This is a genomic window from Burkholderia sp. APQ4-4ca (assembly GCF_057837105.1).
The window spans coordinates 16,122-32,559 of the sequence record NZ_JBYQCG010000074.1; the positions used below are offsets into that span (position 1 = coordinate 16,122).

A 16,438-nucleotide genomic window follows, 5' to 3' on the forward strand; every position below is an offset into this window, starting at 1 on the left:
TCGACGGGCCTATGACGAATGCAGCACCCCAACGTCCGCGCGTGCCCCGGCGCGTGCTGGACGGCGTTCTCCTGCTGGACAAGCCGGTCGGCCTGTCCAGCAACGATGCGCTGATTCGCGCGAAGCGCCTGCTTCTCGCGAAGAAGGCCGGCCATACCGGCACGCTCGATCCGCTGGCTTCGGGTCTGCTGCCGTTGTGTTTCGGCGAAGCGACCAAGTTTTCGCAGGATCTGCTCGACGCCGACAAGACCTATGAAGCGACGATGCGTCTCGGGCAGCGCACGGCCACCGGCGACGCGGAAGGCGACGTGATCGACTCGCGGCCGGTCGAATGCGATCGTGCGGCGGTGGAAGCCGCGCTCGTGCGCTTCACCGGCGACATCGTGCAGATCCCGCCGATGTATTCGGCGCTCAAGCGCGACGGCAAGCCGCTGTATGAATACGCGCGCGCGGGCCAGACCGTCGAGCGGGAAGGTCGCAACGTGACGATCCACTTGCTCGAACTGCTCGCCTGCGAGCTGCCCGACGTGACGTTTCGCGTGACCTGCAGCAAAGGCACGTATGTGCGTACGCTGGCCGAGGATATCGGCGAGGCGCTGGGTTGCGGCGCGCATCTGACGATGCTGCGTCGCACGGGCGTCGGCGCGCTGACGCTCGAGCATGCGGTGACGCTCGATGCGCTGTCGGACGCTGTCGAATCGGCGCGCGATGCGTGGCTGCAGCCGGTCGATGCGCTGCTGTCGACGTTTCCGCTGGTGCGCCTCGACGAAGCCACCGCGAAGCGCTTTCTCCACGGGCAACGCCTCCCGCTGTCGGCGCTTGATTCGATCGATGCGGCGGAAGGGGAGCGCGTGCGCGTGTACGACACAACGCGGTTGCTCGGCGTCGCGCGCAAGGCGAACGGCGTGCTCGCACCGGAACGGCTCGTCGTGACGGCTGAGTGATGCGAGGTGCGCAAGCGCCGTCGTCGGAATGAAAAAACCCGGTCGAAATCGACCGGGTTTTTTGTTGGGTGCGTTGCCTTGAACGTGGCGCTCAGTGTGCGGCCGATGCCGCCGCACCCGCATCGCCGCCGCCCGCGCGTTCGGGCTTCGTGATCCAGATCAGTCCGATCAGCAGCACGAAGATCGCCGCAGAAATGTAGAACAGATCGTTCACGCCGAGCTGCGCAGCCTGCTGCGTGGCCATGTTGTTGATCAGGCCGTGTGCCTGCTCCCGCGTGAGCCCGAGATTGCCCATCTGGGTGACGGCCTGGTTGAACGTCGGGTTGTACGGGTTCGCCTGCTCGACCAGTTGCGCGTGATGGAAGTTGTTCCGATGATCCCACGCGGTCTGGAAGATCGACGTGCCGATGCCGCCGCACATGATCCGCACGAAGTTCGACAGGCCGGACGCCGCGGGAATACGGTGGCCGGGCAGGCCGGACAGCGTGATCGATACCAGCGGGATGAAGAAGCCGGCCATCGCGATGCCTTGCACGAGCGTCGGCAGCGTCAGCGACCATTCGTCGACGCCGGTCGTGTAGCGCGACCGCATCCAGAAGCACAGCGCGAACGTGAGGAACGATGCCGTCGAGATGAAGCGCGGATCGGTGCGCGGCAGATACTTCCCGGTGAGTGGCGACAACAGGATGGCGAACAACCCGACCGGCGCCATCACGAGGCCGGCGTCGGTCGCGGTGTAGCCGATCTGCGTCTGCAGCCACAGCGGCAACAGTACGAGGTTGCCGAAGTACAGGCCGTATCCGATCGACAGCGCGATCGTCCCGCCGGTGAAGTTCCGCATGCGGAACAGCGACAGGTCGACGACCGGGTGCTCGGCGGTCAGCTCCCAGATCACGAAGAACGCGAAAGCAATGACAGCGGTCAGCGCGAGCACGACGATCGTCGTCGACGCGAACCAGTCCAGGTCCTTGCCCTTGTCGAGCATGATCTGCAGCGAGCCGACCCAGACGACCAGCAGCGCGAGGCCCACGCCGTCGATCGGCGCACGGCGCACGGCCGACTCCCGACTGCGGTAGATCACCCACGTCGCGGCGGCGGCGGCGATGCCAACCGGGATGTTGACGTAGAAGATCCACGGCCACGAATAGTTGTCCGAGATCCAGCCGCCGAGAATCGGGCCCGCGACGGGGGCGATCAGCGTCGTCATCGCCCATAGTGCGAGCGCCATCGGCGCCTTCGCGCGCGGATAGCTCGACAGCAGGAGCGCTTGCGAGAGCGGAATCATCGGGCCCGCGACGGCGCCCTGGAGCACGCGCGACGCGAGCAGGAACGGCAGGCTCGGCGCCAGCCCGCACATCCACGACGAGATGACGAACAGGATGATCGATGCGAGGAACAGACGGACTTGCCCGAAACGATCGGTCAGCCAGCCGGTCAGCGGCACCGAGATTGCGTTCGCGACCGCGAACGACGTGATGACCCACGTGCCCTGGTCGGACGACACGCCGAGGTCGCCCGAGATGGTCGGGATCGCGACGTTCGCGATGGACGTGTCGAGCACGTTCATGAACACCGCGAGCGATACCGCGATCGTCCCGAGCAGGAGTTGCCCGCCCTGCAGGGGCGGGTGGGAGACAGGAGCCTGTGCCATGTCGGTTGTCTTTCCGAAGTCGGAACGGTTACATCATTTTCGCGGCGCTGCCTTGCTTCGCCGCGACCGGCGTCGATGCATTGCCGCCGGCGTTCTCGGCGATGATGCGCGCGATTTCGGCGTCGGCTTCGTCGCCGTATTTCGCGAACACATTGGTCTCGTAGACGGTGTTCGGCGCGTTGACGAGCTGGTCGCCGCGTTCGTCCTTGATGTCCACGTCGACCTGCATCGACAGGCCGATGCGCAGCGGATGCTTGTCGAGTTCCTTCGGGTCGAGCTCGATTCGCACCGGCAGGCGCTGCACGACCTTGATCCAGTTGCCGGTCGCGTTCTGCGCCGGCAGCAACGAGAACGCCGAACCCGTGCCGGCCGAGAAGCCGACGACCTTGCCGTGGTACGTGACCGACGAACCGTAGATGTCGGCCGTCATCTCGACCGGCTGGCCGACGCGCATGTGCTTCAGCTGGACTTCCTTGAAGTTCGCGTCGACCCACACGGCATTGAGCGGCACCACCGACATCAGCGGGTTGCCGGGCGACACGCGCTGGCCGACCTGCACCGAGCGCTTCGCGACGTAGCCGGTGACCGGCGCCGGCAGCACGTTACGCGCGTTGGCGAGGTACGCGTCGCGCACCTTCGCGGCGGCGGCCATCACGTTCGGGTGCGATGCGATCGTCGTGTTCGCGGTCAATGCGCGATTCGATGCGAGTTGCTGCTGCGCGGCGTCGACCGATGCCTGCGCGGCCTTCACCGCGTCGCGGGCGTGCGAGATTTCTTCCTGCGACACGGCGCCCGTTTGCGCGACGGCGAGGCGGCGACGCAGGTCGTCCTGCGCCTTCGACAGATCGGACTGGCGCAGCGCGACTTGCGCGCGATACTGGTCGTCGTTGACGAACAGGCCGCGCACCTGGCGCACCGTCTGCGCGAGGTTCGCTTCCGCCTGCTGCAGCGCGACCTGCGAATCGGCCGGATCGAGCACGACGAGCGGATCGCCGGCCTTGACCGTTTGCGTATCGTCCGCCTTCACGGCGATCACGGTGCCGGTGACTTGCGGTGTGATCTGCACGACGTTGCCGTTCACGTACGCGTCGTCGGTGTCTTCATGGAAGCGAGCGACGAGGAAGTAGTACAGGCCGTATGCGATGGCCGCGATCACGATGACCGCGACGAGCAGCGTCATCATTCGTTTGCGCTTGCCGTTGTTCTGCGGCTGCGCGCTGGCGGCGTTTTGTTGGTCGCTCATGGCGATTTTCTCCGTCCGTTATTTCGAGTGTCTGCGTAGTGGTGGCGCCGGCTCAGTTGGCGGCCTGTTTGGTCGGCGTGGCGGCGTCGGGCGCGGCGAGCGGCGTGCCGGTCGCATCGAATCCGCCGCCCAGCGCCTTGATCAGCGCGAGCTGCATGTCGCGGCGACGCATCTTCAGGTTGGTCACCGTCTGCTCCGATGCGAGGCGGTTGCTGTCCGCCGTCAGCACCTGCAGTTGCGGCGACAGGCCGGCCTTGTAGCGGATGACCGCGAGATCGTACGCGCGCGTCGATGCGTCGAGCGCACGTTGGGCGTCGCCCATCTGGCGATCGACCGCGCGGATCGACGCGACCTGCGTCGCGACGTCGTTCAGCGCGCTGATCAGCGTCTGGTTGTAGTTCGCGACCGACAGGTCGAAATCGGCGTAGCGGCCTTTGAGCTGGGCGCGCAGCGCGCCGGCATCGAAGATCGGCAGGTGGATCGCCGGGCCGAACTGCGCCTGGCGGCTCGCGAAGTTCAGGAATTTGCCCCAGCCGAACGCATCGAAGCCGAAACCGGCCGCGAGGTTCACGTCGGGGTAGAACTCGGCCTTCGCTTCCTTCACGTCGTGCATCGCGGCTTCGACCTGCCAGCGCGCGGCGACGATGTCGGGGCGGCGCGACACGAGATCCGCCGGCAGGTTGCCGGGCAGCGTGACGTCGCCGCTCGGGTTCATCACGGGCACCGCGATCTGCAGGCCGCGATCCGGGCCCTTGCCGAGCAGCGCGGCGAGCTGGTAGCGCACCGTCGTGATCTGGCCGTCGAGGTCCGACAGCGAAGCCTGGGTCGTTGCAATGTTGCCGCGGGCCGTCTGGCGTTCGACGTTGGTGTCGAGGCCGGCCGAGACGCGGCCGTCGGTGATCTTGCCGACCGTTTCGCGGTTGGTGATTTCCCGTTGCGCGATGTCGCGCAGCGCATAGAGCTGTGCGAGCGAGTTGTAGGTGCGCGCGACCGACGACGCGAGCGTGATGCGCGCCTGCTGCATGTCGGCTTCGGCGGCCTTTTCCTGCGACACGGCCGTGTGCAGGCGTTCGCGGTTCTTGCCCCACAGGTCGAGTTCCCACGAGGCGCTGGCGAGCGCATTGTTCTCGCTGTACCACTGGCCGCCGTACGGGGGCGGGAACAGCGCGTTCGACGAATACAGCTCGCGCGTCCACGAATAGCTGGCTTCGGCCTTCGGCATCAGGTTCGAGCGGGACGATTCGATGTACGACGAGGCTTTCGCGATGCGCGCCTGCGCCTGTGCGATCGACGGGTTGCCCTGCAGCGCTTCGTCGATCAGCTTTGGCAGTTGCGGATCGCCGAACTGGCTGGCCCAGTCGAGCGCCGGCCACTGGCCGCCCTGGGCCGGCAGGCTCTGGGCGGATTCGAATTGCGACGCGGCGGCGATCTGCTTGTCGCTCTTGATGCCGATGTAATTCGCGCAGCCCGCCAGCGCCAACGCGGCGACCGCGGCGGCGACGGCGGCGCGGCACGACCCGGCGCGCACGGACAACGGGGAGGTTTTCATCGCGCTAACCCCTGACTCGGAATGAATGATGGACACTGCAAGGATTTCCTTACATTAATCTGTCAAAAGTAATTGTTATGGCAACTATTACGTGACGCTACCGCCGGCCGTCTCGCAATAGTTGCTGAGAATGCGGCGCAGCATGCTCTTCAGGAACCCGACTTCTTCCGGCGTAAACCCGTCCAGCACCTGGTCGAGCACGCTGCGAAAAATGGGCGGCAGCCGTTCGGCCAGCGCACGGCCTTCGTCGGTGAGTTCGAGGCGCACGACGCGCCGGTCCTCGATGCTGCGCACGCGAGACAGCAGGCCGCGTTTCTCGACCCGGTCGAGCAGGCGCGTGACCGCGCTTGCGTCGATTCCGTATTCGCGCGCGAGTTCGGCAGCTGTCGAGCACCTGCCGACCGCGATCATGAACAGCATGCTCGCCTGGGTGCCCGTGATGCCTAGCTCTTCCTGCGTGCGCTGCGTGACGAGGTTGGTCATCACGGACTTCACGCGCGACATCAGATAGCCGACGCTGTCGTTCATCTGATACGTGGACAGCGACGAAACGGGCGGTGGGGTAGGAGAATCCGACATAAAACCCTGAAGCTGCAATAGTTGACTAGGCAGCAGTATAGGCACAATTGCTTGCCGCGGCAAATGTTAATCGAACGGCAAAACGCGTGCTCTGTCCGGCGAGAATCCCTTATTTCGATAAGGTCTTTCGTTCGGCCACGGTGGGGGAAAGCCGGTTGGTTGGTTCGGGAAAGGAGGCCGGGATAGCCCGTTTTGCTGCGTTGCAACGCGCGGGTCAGCTCTCGCCACGCGCACGTGCTATAATTTGTGGCTCTTCAAGCTGCAACGCGCGCGCCCCGTGAAAAACGAGCGCGCGCGTTTGCGCGTTCAAACGATTTCCAGGTTTCTATGACCCGCGCCCTTCGCAATATCGCCATCATCGCCCACGTCGACCACGGCAAGACCACGCTCGTCGACCAACTGCTCCGCCAGTCCGGCACCTTCCGCGACAACCAGCAGATTGCGGAGCGGGTGATGGACTCGAACGACATCGAAAAAGAGCGCGGGATCACGATTCTCGCGAAGAACTGCGCGGTCGAATACGAAGGCACGCACGTCAACATCGTCGACACGCCGGGGCACGCGGACTTCGGCGGCGAAGTCGAGCGCGTGCTGTCGATGGTCGATTCGGTGCTGCTGCTCGTCGACGCGGTCGAAGGCCCGATGCCGCAAACGCGCTTCGTCACGAAGAAGGCGCTCGCGCTCGGCCTGAAGCCGATCGTCGTCGTCAACAAGATCGATCGTCCGGGCGCGCGGATCGACTGGGTGATCAACCAGACCTTCGACCTGTTCGACAAGCTCGGCGCGACCGAGGAGCAGCTCGACTTCCCGATCGTCTACGCATCGGGCCTGAACGGCTACGCGTCGCTCGACCCGGCCGCGCGCGAAGGCGACATGCGCCCGCTGTTCGAGGCGATCCTCGAGCACGTGCCGGTTCGCCCGGCCGATCCGGAAGCGCCGCTGCAGCTCCAGATCACGTCGCTCGACTATTCGACGTACGTCGGCCGGATCGGCGTCGGCCGCATCACGCGCGGCCGCATCAAGCCGGGCCAGCCGGTCGTGATGCGCTTCGGCCCGGAAGGCGACGTGCTGAACCGCAAGATCAACCAGGTGCTGTCGTTCAAGGGGCTGGAGCGCGTGCAGGTCGAATCGGCCGAAGCGGGCGACATCGTGCTGATCAACGGTATTGAAGACGTCGGCATCGGCGCGACGATCTGCGCGGTCGACACGCCGGAAGCGCTGCCGATGATCACCGTCGACGAGCCGACGCTGACGATGAACTTCCTCGTCAACTCGTCGCCGCTCGCCGGCCGCGAAGGCAAGTTCGTGACGAGCCGCCAGATCCGCGATCGTCTGATGAAGGAACTGAACCACAACGTCGCGCTGCGCGTGAAGGATACCGGCGACGAAACGGTGTTCGAAGTGTCGGGCCGCGGCGAACTGCACCTGACGATTCTCGTCGAGAACATGCGCCGCGAAGGCTACGAGCTGGCCGTGTCGCGTCCGCGCGTGGTGATGCAGGAAATCGACGGCGTGCGTCACGAGCCGTACGAGCTGCTGACGGTCGACGTCGAGGACGAACACCAGGGCGGCGTGATGGAAGAGCTGGGCCGCCGCAAGGGCGAAATGCTCGACATGGCGTCGGACGGCCGCGGCCGTACGCGTCTGGAATACAAAATCTCGGCGCGCGGCCTGATCGGCTTCCAGAGCGAATTCCTGACGCTCACGCGCGGCACGGGCCTGATGAGCCACATCTTCGACTCGTACGCACCGGTCAAGGACGGCTCGGTGTTCGAGCGCCGCAACGGCGTGCTGATCTCGCAGGACGACGGCGCGGCGGTTGCCTACGCACTGTGGAAGCTGCAGGATCGCGGCCGCATGTTCGTGAAGCCGGGCGACGCGCTGTATGAGGGCATGATCATCGGCATCCACAGCCGCGACAACGATCTCGTCGTGAACCCGATCAAGGGCAAGCAGCTGACCAACGTGCGCGCGTCGGGTACCGACGAAGCCGTCCGTCTCGTGCCGCCGGTCCAGATGTCGCTGGAATACGCGGTCGAATTCATCGACGACGACGAACTTGTCGAAGTGACGCCGCAGTCGATCCGCCTGCGCAAGCGCTTCCTGAAGGAGCACGAGCGTCGCCGCGCGAGCCGCGAGGGCGCGGTTGACTAAGCATCGACTGTTCCCGCGCACGATGAAAAAGGCTGCCTTCGGGCAGCCTTTTTTGTATCCGCGCGTCGCGGAGCCGGAGTGTCTGAAAAACACTGTTCCCGCGGGTCGCGGCAATTCGGCAAAACCCCGCCGCACGGTGCTTTCAGGCACATTTCGCCGTGAACTCCGGTATCGGTTCTGTGATATGCTGCGCGCACGCAAGTTTTAGGTCCTTCCAAGCAAGACTTGATTCGCAATCCGCTAAACGGTCAGGCCGTGTCGCGGAAGGTTGAGTAACCCGCTATTTCTCGAGAAGCTCGAAGAAAGGTGAGCGTAAAATGTCAGATGTAATGAAGCAGTTCCAGCTGAACTCCTATCTGTTCGGCGGCAATGCTTCGTACGTTGAAGAACTGTACGATGCATACCTCAACAATCCGGCGTCGGTGCCGGAGAACTGGCGAGAGTATTTCGACGCGCTGCAGAACGTGCCCGCGACGGACGGCTCGAACGCCAATGACGTCGCTCACTTCCCGATCGTCGAATCGTTCGCCGAGCGTGCGAAGGCCAATGCCTTCATCCCGCGCGAAAGCACGAGCAATCTCGCGACCGCACGCAAGCAGGTGCACGTCCAGTCGCTGATCAGCGCCTACCGCTTCCTCGGCTCGCAATGGGCCAACCTCGATCCGCTGAAGCGTCGCGAACGTCCCGCCATTCCCGAACTCGAACCGGCTTTCTACGACTTCTCCGAAGGCGACCTCGACCAGACGTACAGCGCAAGCAACCTGTACTTCGGCTTCGACCAGGCTTCGCTGCGCGACATCGTCAAGGGTCTGCGCGACACGTACTGCGGCACGATCGGCGCCGAGTACATGTACATCAGCGATCCGGAACAGAAGCGCTGGTGGCAGGAGCGTCTGGAGTCGACCCGCGCGACGCCGTCGTTCTCGGTCGACAAGAAGAAGCACATCCTGAATCGCCTGACGGCCGCCGAAGGCCTCGAGCGCTACCTGCACACCAAGTACGTCGGCCAGAAGCGCTTCTCGCTCGAAGGCGGCGAAAGCTTCATCGCGGCGATGGACGAAGTCGTCCAGCACGCCGGCAAGAGCGGCGTGCAGGAAATCATCATCGGCATGGCTCACCGCGGCCGTCTGAACGTGCTGGTCAACACGCTGGGCAAGATGCCGGCCGACCTGTTCGCCGAATTCGAAGGCAAGCACGTCGACGACCTGCCGGCCGGTGACGTGAAATACCACAAGGGCTTCTCGTCGGACGTGTCGACGGAAGGGGGCCCGGTCCACCTGTCGCTCGCGTTCAACCCGTCGCACCTCGAAATCGTGAACCCGGTGGTCGAAGGTTCCGCGAAGGCACGGATGGACCGTCGCGGCGACGAAGACGGCCTGCAAGTGCTGCCGGTGCAGATCCACGGCGACGCGGCCTTCGCCGGCCAGGGCGTCGTGATGGAAACGCTGAACCTCGCGCAGACGCGCGGTTACGGCACGCACGGCACGCTGCACATCGTCATCAACAACCAGATCGGCTTCACGACGTCCGACCCGCGCGACGCGCGCTCGACGCTGTACTGTACCGACGTTGTCAAGATGATCGAAGCGCCGGTGCTGCACGTGAACGGCGACGATCCGGAAGCCGTCGTGCTCGCGATCCAGATCGCGATCGACTACCGGATGCAGTTCCACAAGGATGTCGTGATCGACATCGTCTGCTTCCGCAAGCTGGGTCACAACGAGCAGGACACGCCGGCGGTCACGCAGCCGCTGATGTACAAGAAGATCGCGCAGCACCCGGGCACCCGTGCGTTGTACGCCGAGAAGCTCGTGCAGCAGGGCGTGATCACCGCGGAAGACGCCGACAACTACGTGAAGGCGTACCGCAAGGCGATGGACGACGGCCACCACACCGTCGATCCGGTCCTGTCGAACTACAAGAGCAAGTACGCGGTCGACTGGGTTCCGTTCCTGAACCGCAAGTGGACGGACGCAGCCGACACGGCCGTGCCGCTCGCCGAACTGAAGCGCCTCGGCGAACGCATCACGACGGTCCCGGAAAACTTCAAGGTTCACCCGCTCGTCGAGCGCGTGATCAACGACCGCCGCAACATGGCGCGCGGCGACCAGCCGCTCGACTGGGGCATGGGCGAACACCTCGCGTTCGCGTCGCTCGTCGCATCGGGCTACTCGGTGCGCCTGACGGGCCAGGACTCGGGCCGCGGCACGTTCACGCACCGTCACGCGGTGCTGCATGACCAGAACCGCGAGCGCTGGAATGACGGCACGTACGTGCCGCTGCAGAACATCGCCGACGGTCAGGCGAAGTTCACGGTGATCGATTCGGTGCTGTCGGAAGAAGCGGTGCTGGGCTTCGAATACGGTTACTCGACCGCCGAGCCGAACACGCTCGTGCTGTGGGAAGCGCAGTTCGGCGACTTCGTCAACGGCGCGCAGGTCGTGATCGACCAGTTCATCTCGTCGGGCGAAGTGAAGTGGGGCCGCGTGTCGGGTCTCACGATGCTGCTGCCGCACGGCTACGAAGGCCAGGGTCCGGAACACTCGTCCACGCGTATCGAGCGTTTCCTGCAACTGTGTGCCGACCACAACATGCAGGTCGTCCAGCCGACGACGCCGGCGCAGATCTTCCACCTGCTGCGTCGCCAGATGATCCGCCTGTTCCGCAAGCCGCTGATCGTCGCCACGCCGAAGTCGCTGCTGCGTCACAAGGAAGCCGTGTCGGACCTGTCGGAACTGGCGAAGGGCTCGTTCCAGCCGGTGCTGGGCGAAACCGACGGCGGCATCGACGCGAAGAAGGTCAAGCGCGTGCTGGCATGCTCGGGCCGCGTGTATTACGACCTCGTCGCGCACCGCCGCGAAGCGAAGGCGAACGACGTCGCGATCATCCGTATCGAGCAACTGTATCCGTTCGCGCACAAGCAGTTCGAAGCCGAAATGAAGAAGTACGAGAACGCGACGGAAGTGGTCTGGGTGCAGGACGAGCCGCAGAACCAGGGCCCCTGGTTCTACGTCGAGCACCACCTGAAGGAAGGCATGAAGGAAGGGCAGAAGCTGGCATACAGCGGCCGTCCGGCTTCGGCCTCGCCGGCGGTTGGCTACTACGCGAAGCACTACGAGCAGCAGAAGGCCCTGATCGAAGGTGCATTCGGCCGCCTGAAGAGCGCATCGATCGCGAAATAACCGACGTCAAGCGAAACGGGAAGGCGCGCGGCGCTTTCCCGTCCCTTTTGGCCCCCGGGCGCGTCGCGCGCCGCACCGGCCGAAGGAATCGCACGAACCTCGTCATACCCCAGATTAAGCATCCAGGAAAATCACATGGCTATCGTAGAAGTCAAAGTCCCCCAGCTTTCGGAGTCGGTGTCGGAAGCCACCATGCTGCAGTGGAAGAAGAAGCCGGGCGAAGCAGTCGCGCAGGACGAAATCCTGATCGAGCTCGAGACCGACAAGGTCGTGCTCGAAGTGCCGGCGCCGGCCGCGGGCGTGCTCGCGCAAGTGCTGCAGAACGACGGTGACACCGTCGTTGCCGACCAGATCATCGCGACGATCGACACCGAAGCGAAGGCAGGTGCCGCCGAAGCAGCGGCAGGCGCGGCCGAAGTGAAGCCGGCGGCAGCACCTGCTGCAGCCGCACCGGCAGCCCAGCCGGCCGCCGCAACCGCGTCGAGCTCGGCTGCTGCATCGCCGGCCGCGTCGAAGCTGCTGGCCGAGAAGGGCCTGTCGGCAGGCGACGTCGCAGGTTCGGGCCGCGACGGCCGCGTCACCAAGGGCGATGCGCTGGCCGCAGGCAGCGCACCGAAGGCTGCTCCGGCCGCCGCACCGGCGAAGACCGCCGCCGCGAAGCCGACGCTGCCGGAAGTGAAGGTGCCGGCGTCGGCAGCGACCTGGCTGAACGACCGTCCGGAGCAGCGCGTGCCGATGTCGCGCCTGCGTGCGCGGATCGCCGAGCGCCTGCTCGAATCGCAGCAGACCAACGCGATCCTGACGACGTTCAACGAAGTCAACATGGCTCCGGTCATGGAGTTGCGCAACAAGTACAAGGACAAGTTCGAGAAGGAACACGGCGTGAAGCTCGGCTTCATGTCGTTCTTCGTGAAGGCGGCCGTGCACGCGCTGAAGAAGTTCCCGCTCGTGAACGCGTCGATCGACGGTAACGACATCGTCTATCACGGCTACTTCGACATCGGTATCGCGGTCGGTTCGCCGCGCGGCCTGGTCGTGCCGATCCTGCGCAACGCGGATCAACTGAGCCTCGCCGAGATCGAGAAGAAGATCGCCGAATTCGGCCAGAAGGCGAAGGACGGCAAGCTGTCGATCGAGGAAATGACGGGCGGTACGTTCTCGATCTCGAACGGCGGCGTGTTCGGCTCGATGCTGTCGACCCCGATCATCAACCCGCCGCAGTCGGCCATCCTCGGCGTGCACGCGACGAAGGAGCGTCCGGTCGTCGAAAACGGCCAGATCGTGATCCGCCCGATCAACTACCTCGCGCTGTCGTACGATCACCGCATCATCGACGGCCGCGAAGCCGTGCTGTCGCTCGTCGCGATGAAGGATGCGCTGGAAGATCCGGCACGCCTGCTGCTCGACCTGTAAGCCGAGTCTCACTGCATCGACCTGTTCCGCAGGTTCGCGCCCACGCGCGAACCTGCGGGCGTACAAGTGGAAAGGATTGTCATGTCCAAGGAATTTGACGTCGTCGTGATCGGCGCCGGCCCCGGCGGCTACATCGCCGCGATTCGCGCCGCGCAGCTCGGCAAGACCGTTGCCTGTATCGAGAAGTGGAAGAACCCGGCCGGCGCGCTGAAGCTCGGCGGCACCTGCCTGAACGTGGGCTGCATCCCGTCGAAGGCGCTGCTCGCATCGTCGGAAGAGTTCGAGAACACGTCGCATCACCTGGCCGACCACGGCATCACGGTCGACGGCGTGAAGATCGACGTCGCGAAGATGCTCGGCCGCAAGGACGCGATCGTCGAGAAGATGACGAGCGGGATCGAGTTCCTGTTCAAGAAGAACAAGATCACCTGGCTGAAGGGCCATGGCAAGTTCACCGGCAAGACCGACGCCGGCGTGCAGATCGAAGTGAGCGGCGAGGGTGAAACCGAAGTCGTCACCGCGAAGAACGTGATCATCGCGACGGGTTCGAAGGCGCGTCATCTGCCGAACATTCCGGTCGACAACAAGATCGTGTCGGACAACGAAGGTGCGCTGACGTTCGACTCGGTGCCGAAGAAGCTCGCCGTGATCGGCGCGGGCGTGATCGGCCTCGAGCTTGGCTCGGTGTGGCGCCGCCTGGGTGCCGACGTGACGGTGCTCGAAGCGCTGCCGGCGTTCCTCGGCGCGGCCGACGAAGCGCTCGCGAAGGAAGCGGCGAAGCTGTTCAAGAAGCAGGGCCTCGACATCCATCTCGGCGTGAAGATCGGCGACGTGAAGACGACCGCGAACGGCGTGTCGATCGCCTACACGGACAAGGACGGCAACGCGCAGACGCTCGACGCCGACCGCCTGATCGTGTCGGTCGGCCGTGTGCCGAACACCGACAACCTCGGCCTTGAGGCCATCGGCCTGAAGGCGAACGAGCGCGGCTTCATCGACGTGGACGACCACTGCCGCACGGCGGTGCCGAACGTCTACGCGATCGGCGACGTGGTGCGCGGCCCGATGCTCGCGCACAAGGCGGAAGACGAAGGCGTGCTGGTCGCGGAAGTGATCGACGGCCAGAAGCCGCACATCGACTACAACTGCATTCCGTGGGTGATCTACACGTACCCGGAAATCGCATGGGTCGGCAAGACGGAGCAGCAGCTGAAGGCGGAAGGCCGCGAGATCAAGACGGGCAAGTTCCCGTTCTCGATCAACGGCCGCGCGCTCGGCATGAACGCGCCGGACGGTTTCGTGAAGATGATCGCGGACGCGAAGACCGACGAGCTGCTCGGCGTGCACGTGATCGCGGCGAACGCGTCGGACCTGATCGCGGAAGCCGTGGTGGCGATGGAGTTCAAGGCGGCGTCGGAAGACATCGCCCGCATCTGCCATCCGCACCCGTCGATGTCGGAAGTGATGCGCGAAGCGGCGCTCGCCGTCGACAAGCGCTCGCTGAACAGCTGAGCGCGGTATAGCGCCGGCCGGCCACCGGCTGGCGCAACCGTCTCATGACGAGGGCGGGCGGGTTTTCCCGCTCGCCTTTGTTTTTTCCGGTTTGCCCTGATGAACGTCACCGAATACTACACGCGCGAGTTGACCACGCGCGGCTATCAGTCCGATCCCGCTCAGCGCGCGGCCGTCGATCGCCTGCAGCGCTGTTTCGACGAATGGGTCGACTACAAGGCGCGCCGCTCGAACGCGTTCAAGAAGCTCATCAATCACCCGGATCTCCCGCGCGGCGTCTACATGTGGGGCGGTGTCGGCCGCGGCAAGAGCTTCCTGATGGACAGCTTCTACGCGGTGGTGCCCGTGCAGCGCAAGACACGCCTGCATTTCCACGAATTCATGCGCGAAGTGCACCGCGAGCTCGAGGAGCTGAAAGGGCAGGCCGATCCGCTCGACGAACTCGCGCGACGCATCGCGAAGCGCTATCGGTTGATCTGCTTCGACGAGTTCCACGTATCGGACATCGCCGACGCGATGATCCTGTATCGCCTGCTCGACCGCCTGTTCAACAACGGCGTGCAGTTCGTGATGACGTCCAATTACGGTCCCGACGACCTGTATCCGGACGGCCTGCATCGCGACCGCATGCTGCCGGCGATCGCGCTGATCAAGGAAAAGCTCGACGTGCTCAACGTCGACGCGGGGGTCGACTATCGTCAGCGCACCCTTGCGCAGGTGAAGATGTATCACACGCCGCTCGGCGCGGAGGCCGATCGCGAACTGCGACATGCATTCGGCAAGCTCGCGGCCGTGCCCGACGAGAGCCCGATCCTGCATATCGAGAAGCGCGAGCTGAAGGCGCTGCGCAAGGCGGACGGCGTCGTGTGGTTCGATTTCGCGACGCTGTGCGGCGGCCCGCGTTCGCAGAACGATTACCTCGAGCTGGCGAGTCGCTTCCATGCGATCGTGCTGTCCGAGGTGCCGCAGATGTCGCCGCGGATGGCGTCGGAAGCGCGCCGTTTCACGTGGCTCATCGACGTGCTGTACGACCACAAGGTCAAGCTGCTGATGTCCGCGGCGGTGCCGGCCGAGGCGTTGTACGTCGAAGGGCCGATGGCCAACGAATTCGCGCGTACGGTCTCGCGCATCGTCGAGATGCAGTCGAAGGAGTATCTCGAAACGCCGCGCCGCATCGTCGATACGTCGTTGACCTGAGCCGCTTGCCGGCTCGGGCAATTGGCGGCATTTAAACGTCAATTTCGGTTAGATTTCGCCGATCTCCGGGTATTTTCGGATTTGTCTTATATTCATCGTTGAGGTGAGCCGATATTGTGGTGTCATGGTTATTAAGGCTGGAGATGTCCATGACACCGTATCGCGATTTGACCGACCAAGAATGGCGCTGCGTCGCGCCGCTTCTGCCCGAAATGCAGCCGCGCACCGAGTTGCGCGGCCGGCCGTTAGCCAATACGCGGGCCGTGCTCAACGGTGTGCTCTGGGTGATCTACAGTGGCGCGACATGGTCGGCCATGCCGCGCCGTTACCCGTCGTATCAAACATGTCATCGCCGTTTCAAGGTGTGGCATGAAACAGGCACGCTGATGAACGTGATGCGTGAACTCTATGGCGACGCCGGCATGAATCTGTGCAATGAACTGTCCGCGCGAATGCGCAAGCACTCGCAATCGAAGGCGGCGGAGGCGCGTAGCAACGCGGCGCCCGCATATCGTGCGCCGGGTAGCTATGCATCGGATGCAATGAAGCACGCGGCATGAGGGTCATCGTTTTTTCGTAAGAGACGGTTTCAAAAAGAGCCCGTGGGCCTGTTAACTTTCGCGGCGAGCTGTTAACCTCAGGCATCGGAACAACCGAGGCCGAGGAGATGGGCAAGCCGATCATCGACGACGAATTGTGGACACTGATCGAGCCGTTACTGCCGCCATCCAAGCCGCGGCGCGAGAAGAACCCGGGCCGCCTGCCTGTTTCGAATCGCGCCGCGCTGACCGGCATCTTGTTCGTTCTCGAGACCGGACTACGCTGGCGCGACCTGCCTGCCGAGATGGGTTGCGGCTCGGGCGTGACATGTTGGCGGCGGCTGCGCGACTGGCAGGCGGCCGGCGTGTGGGACCGCTTGCACGAGTTGCTGCTCGCGAAGCTGCGAGCAGCAGACCAGATCGACTTTTCGCGAGCCGCTGTCGATTCGTCATCGATTCGCGCCGTTGGGGCGGG

The 16,438-nt window shown here is 64.5% G+C and carries 12 protein-coding genes; 8 read left to right on the forward strand and 4 right to left on the reverse strand.

All coding sequences use genetic code 11. The features are described from left to right. The first annotated feature begins 11 nt into the window (after positions 1–11). A complete protein-coding gene (gene truB / locus AC3IFE_RS08175; protein ID WP_489190177.1) occupies positions 12–944 on the forward strand; it encodes a tRNA pseudouridine(55) synthase TruB in 933 nt (310 codons plus the stop codon). 91 nt (positions 945–1,035) lie between these two features. Here the strand turns inward: truB and AC3IFE_RS08180 are convergent, their stop codons facing one another. From AC3IFE_RS08180 to AC3IFE_RS08195, 4 genes are all read right to left on the reverse strand, one after another. Further along, positions 1,036–2,595 (reverse strand): DHA2 family efflux MFS transporter permease subunit, encoded by a 1,560-nt coding sequence (locus AC3IFE_RS08180; RefSeq protein WP_089467302.1) that lies wholly within the window; start codon positions 2,593–2,595, stop codon positions 1,036–1,038. A 28-nt stretch (positions 2,596–2,623) separates the two neighbouring features. Further along, complete coding sequence (locus AC3IFE_RS08185; protein ID WP_489190178.1) at positions 2,624–3,838, reverse strand: EmrA/EmrK family multidrug efflux transporter periplasmic adaptor subunit; 1,215 nt, start codon at positions 3,836–3,838, stop codon at positions 2,624–2,626. 52 nt (positions 3,839–3,890) lie between these two features. Beyond that, positions 3,891–5,387 carry an efflux transporter outer membrane subunit gene (locus AC3IFE_RS08190; protein ID WP_489190179.1) on the reverse strand — a complete coding sequence of 499 codons (1,497 nt, stop codon included), beginning with the start codon at positions 5,385–5,387 and terminating at the stop codon, positions 3,891–3,893. 87 nt (positions 5,388–5,474) lie between these two features. Then, positions 5,475–5,966 (reverse strand): MarR family winged helix-turn-helix transcriptional regulator, encoded by a 492-nt coding sequence (locus AC3IFE_RS08195; protein ID WP_089467305.1) that lies wholly within the window; start codon positions 5,964–5,966, stop codon positions 5,475–5,477. A 327-nt stretch (positions 5,967–6,293) separates the two neighbouring features. Between AC3IFE_RS08195 and typA the strand changes: the two genes are divergently transcribed. The 7 genes from typA to AC3IFE_RS08230 form a co-directional block, all read left to right on the forward strand. Continuing rightward, complete coding sequence (gene typA / locus AC3IFE_RS08200) at positions 6,294–8,120, forward strand: translational GTPase TypA (protein ID WP_006476159.1); 1,827 nt, start codon at positions 6,294–6,296, stop codon at positions 8,118–8,120. A 317-nt stretch (positions 8,121–8,437) separates the two neighbouring features. Next, positions 8,438–11,302, forward strand: a complete 2,865-nt coding sequence (locus tag AC3IFE_RS08205) for a 2-oxoglutarate dehydrogenase E1 component (RefSeq protein ID WP_089467307.1) — start codon at positions 8,438–8,440, stop codon at positions 11,300–11,302. 135 nt (positions 11,303–11,437) lie between these two features. Then, the gene (gene odhB / locus AC3IFE_RS08210) at positions 11,438–12,715 is read left to right on the forward strand and encodes a 2-oxoglutarate dehydrogenase complex dihydrolipoyllysine-residue succinyltransferase (RefSeq protein ID WP_089467308.1); all 1,278 of its coding nucleotides are present in this window, start codon (positions 11,438–11,440) and stop codon (positions 12,713–12,715) included. An 81-nt stretch (positions 12,716–12,796) separates the two neighbouring features. Continuing rightward, a complete protein-coding gene (gene lpdA / locus AC3IFE_RS08215; protein WP_059499048.1) occupies positions 12,797–14,227 on the forward strand; it encodes a dihydrolipoyl dehydrogenase in 1,431 nt (476 codons plus the stop codon). A 99-nt stretch (positions 14,228–14,326) separates the two neighbouring features. After that, positions 14,327–15,424: a cell division protein ZapE gene (gene zapE, locus AC3IFE_RS08220; protein WP_489190180.1), complete on the forward strand. Its 1,098-nt coding sequence runs from the start codon at positions 14,327–14,329 to the stop codon at positions 15,422–15,424. A gap of 149 nt (positions 15,425–15,573) precedes the next feature. Further along, positions 15,574–15,984 carry a transposase gene (locus AC3IFE_RS08225; protein WP_489190181.1) on the forward strand — a complete coding sequence of 137 codons (411 nt, stop codon included), beginning with the start codon at positions 15,574–15,576 and terminating at the stop codon, positions 15,982–15,984. A 107-nt stretch (positions 15,985–16,091) separates the two neighbouring features. Further along, positions 16,092–16,438 (forward strand): transposase (locus AC3IFE_RS08230; protein ID WP_489189672.1); only part of this gene is annotated, 347 nt, incomplete at its 3' end.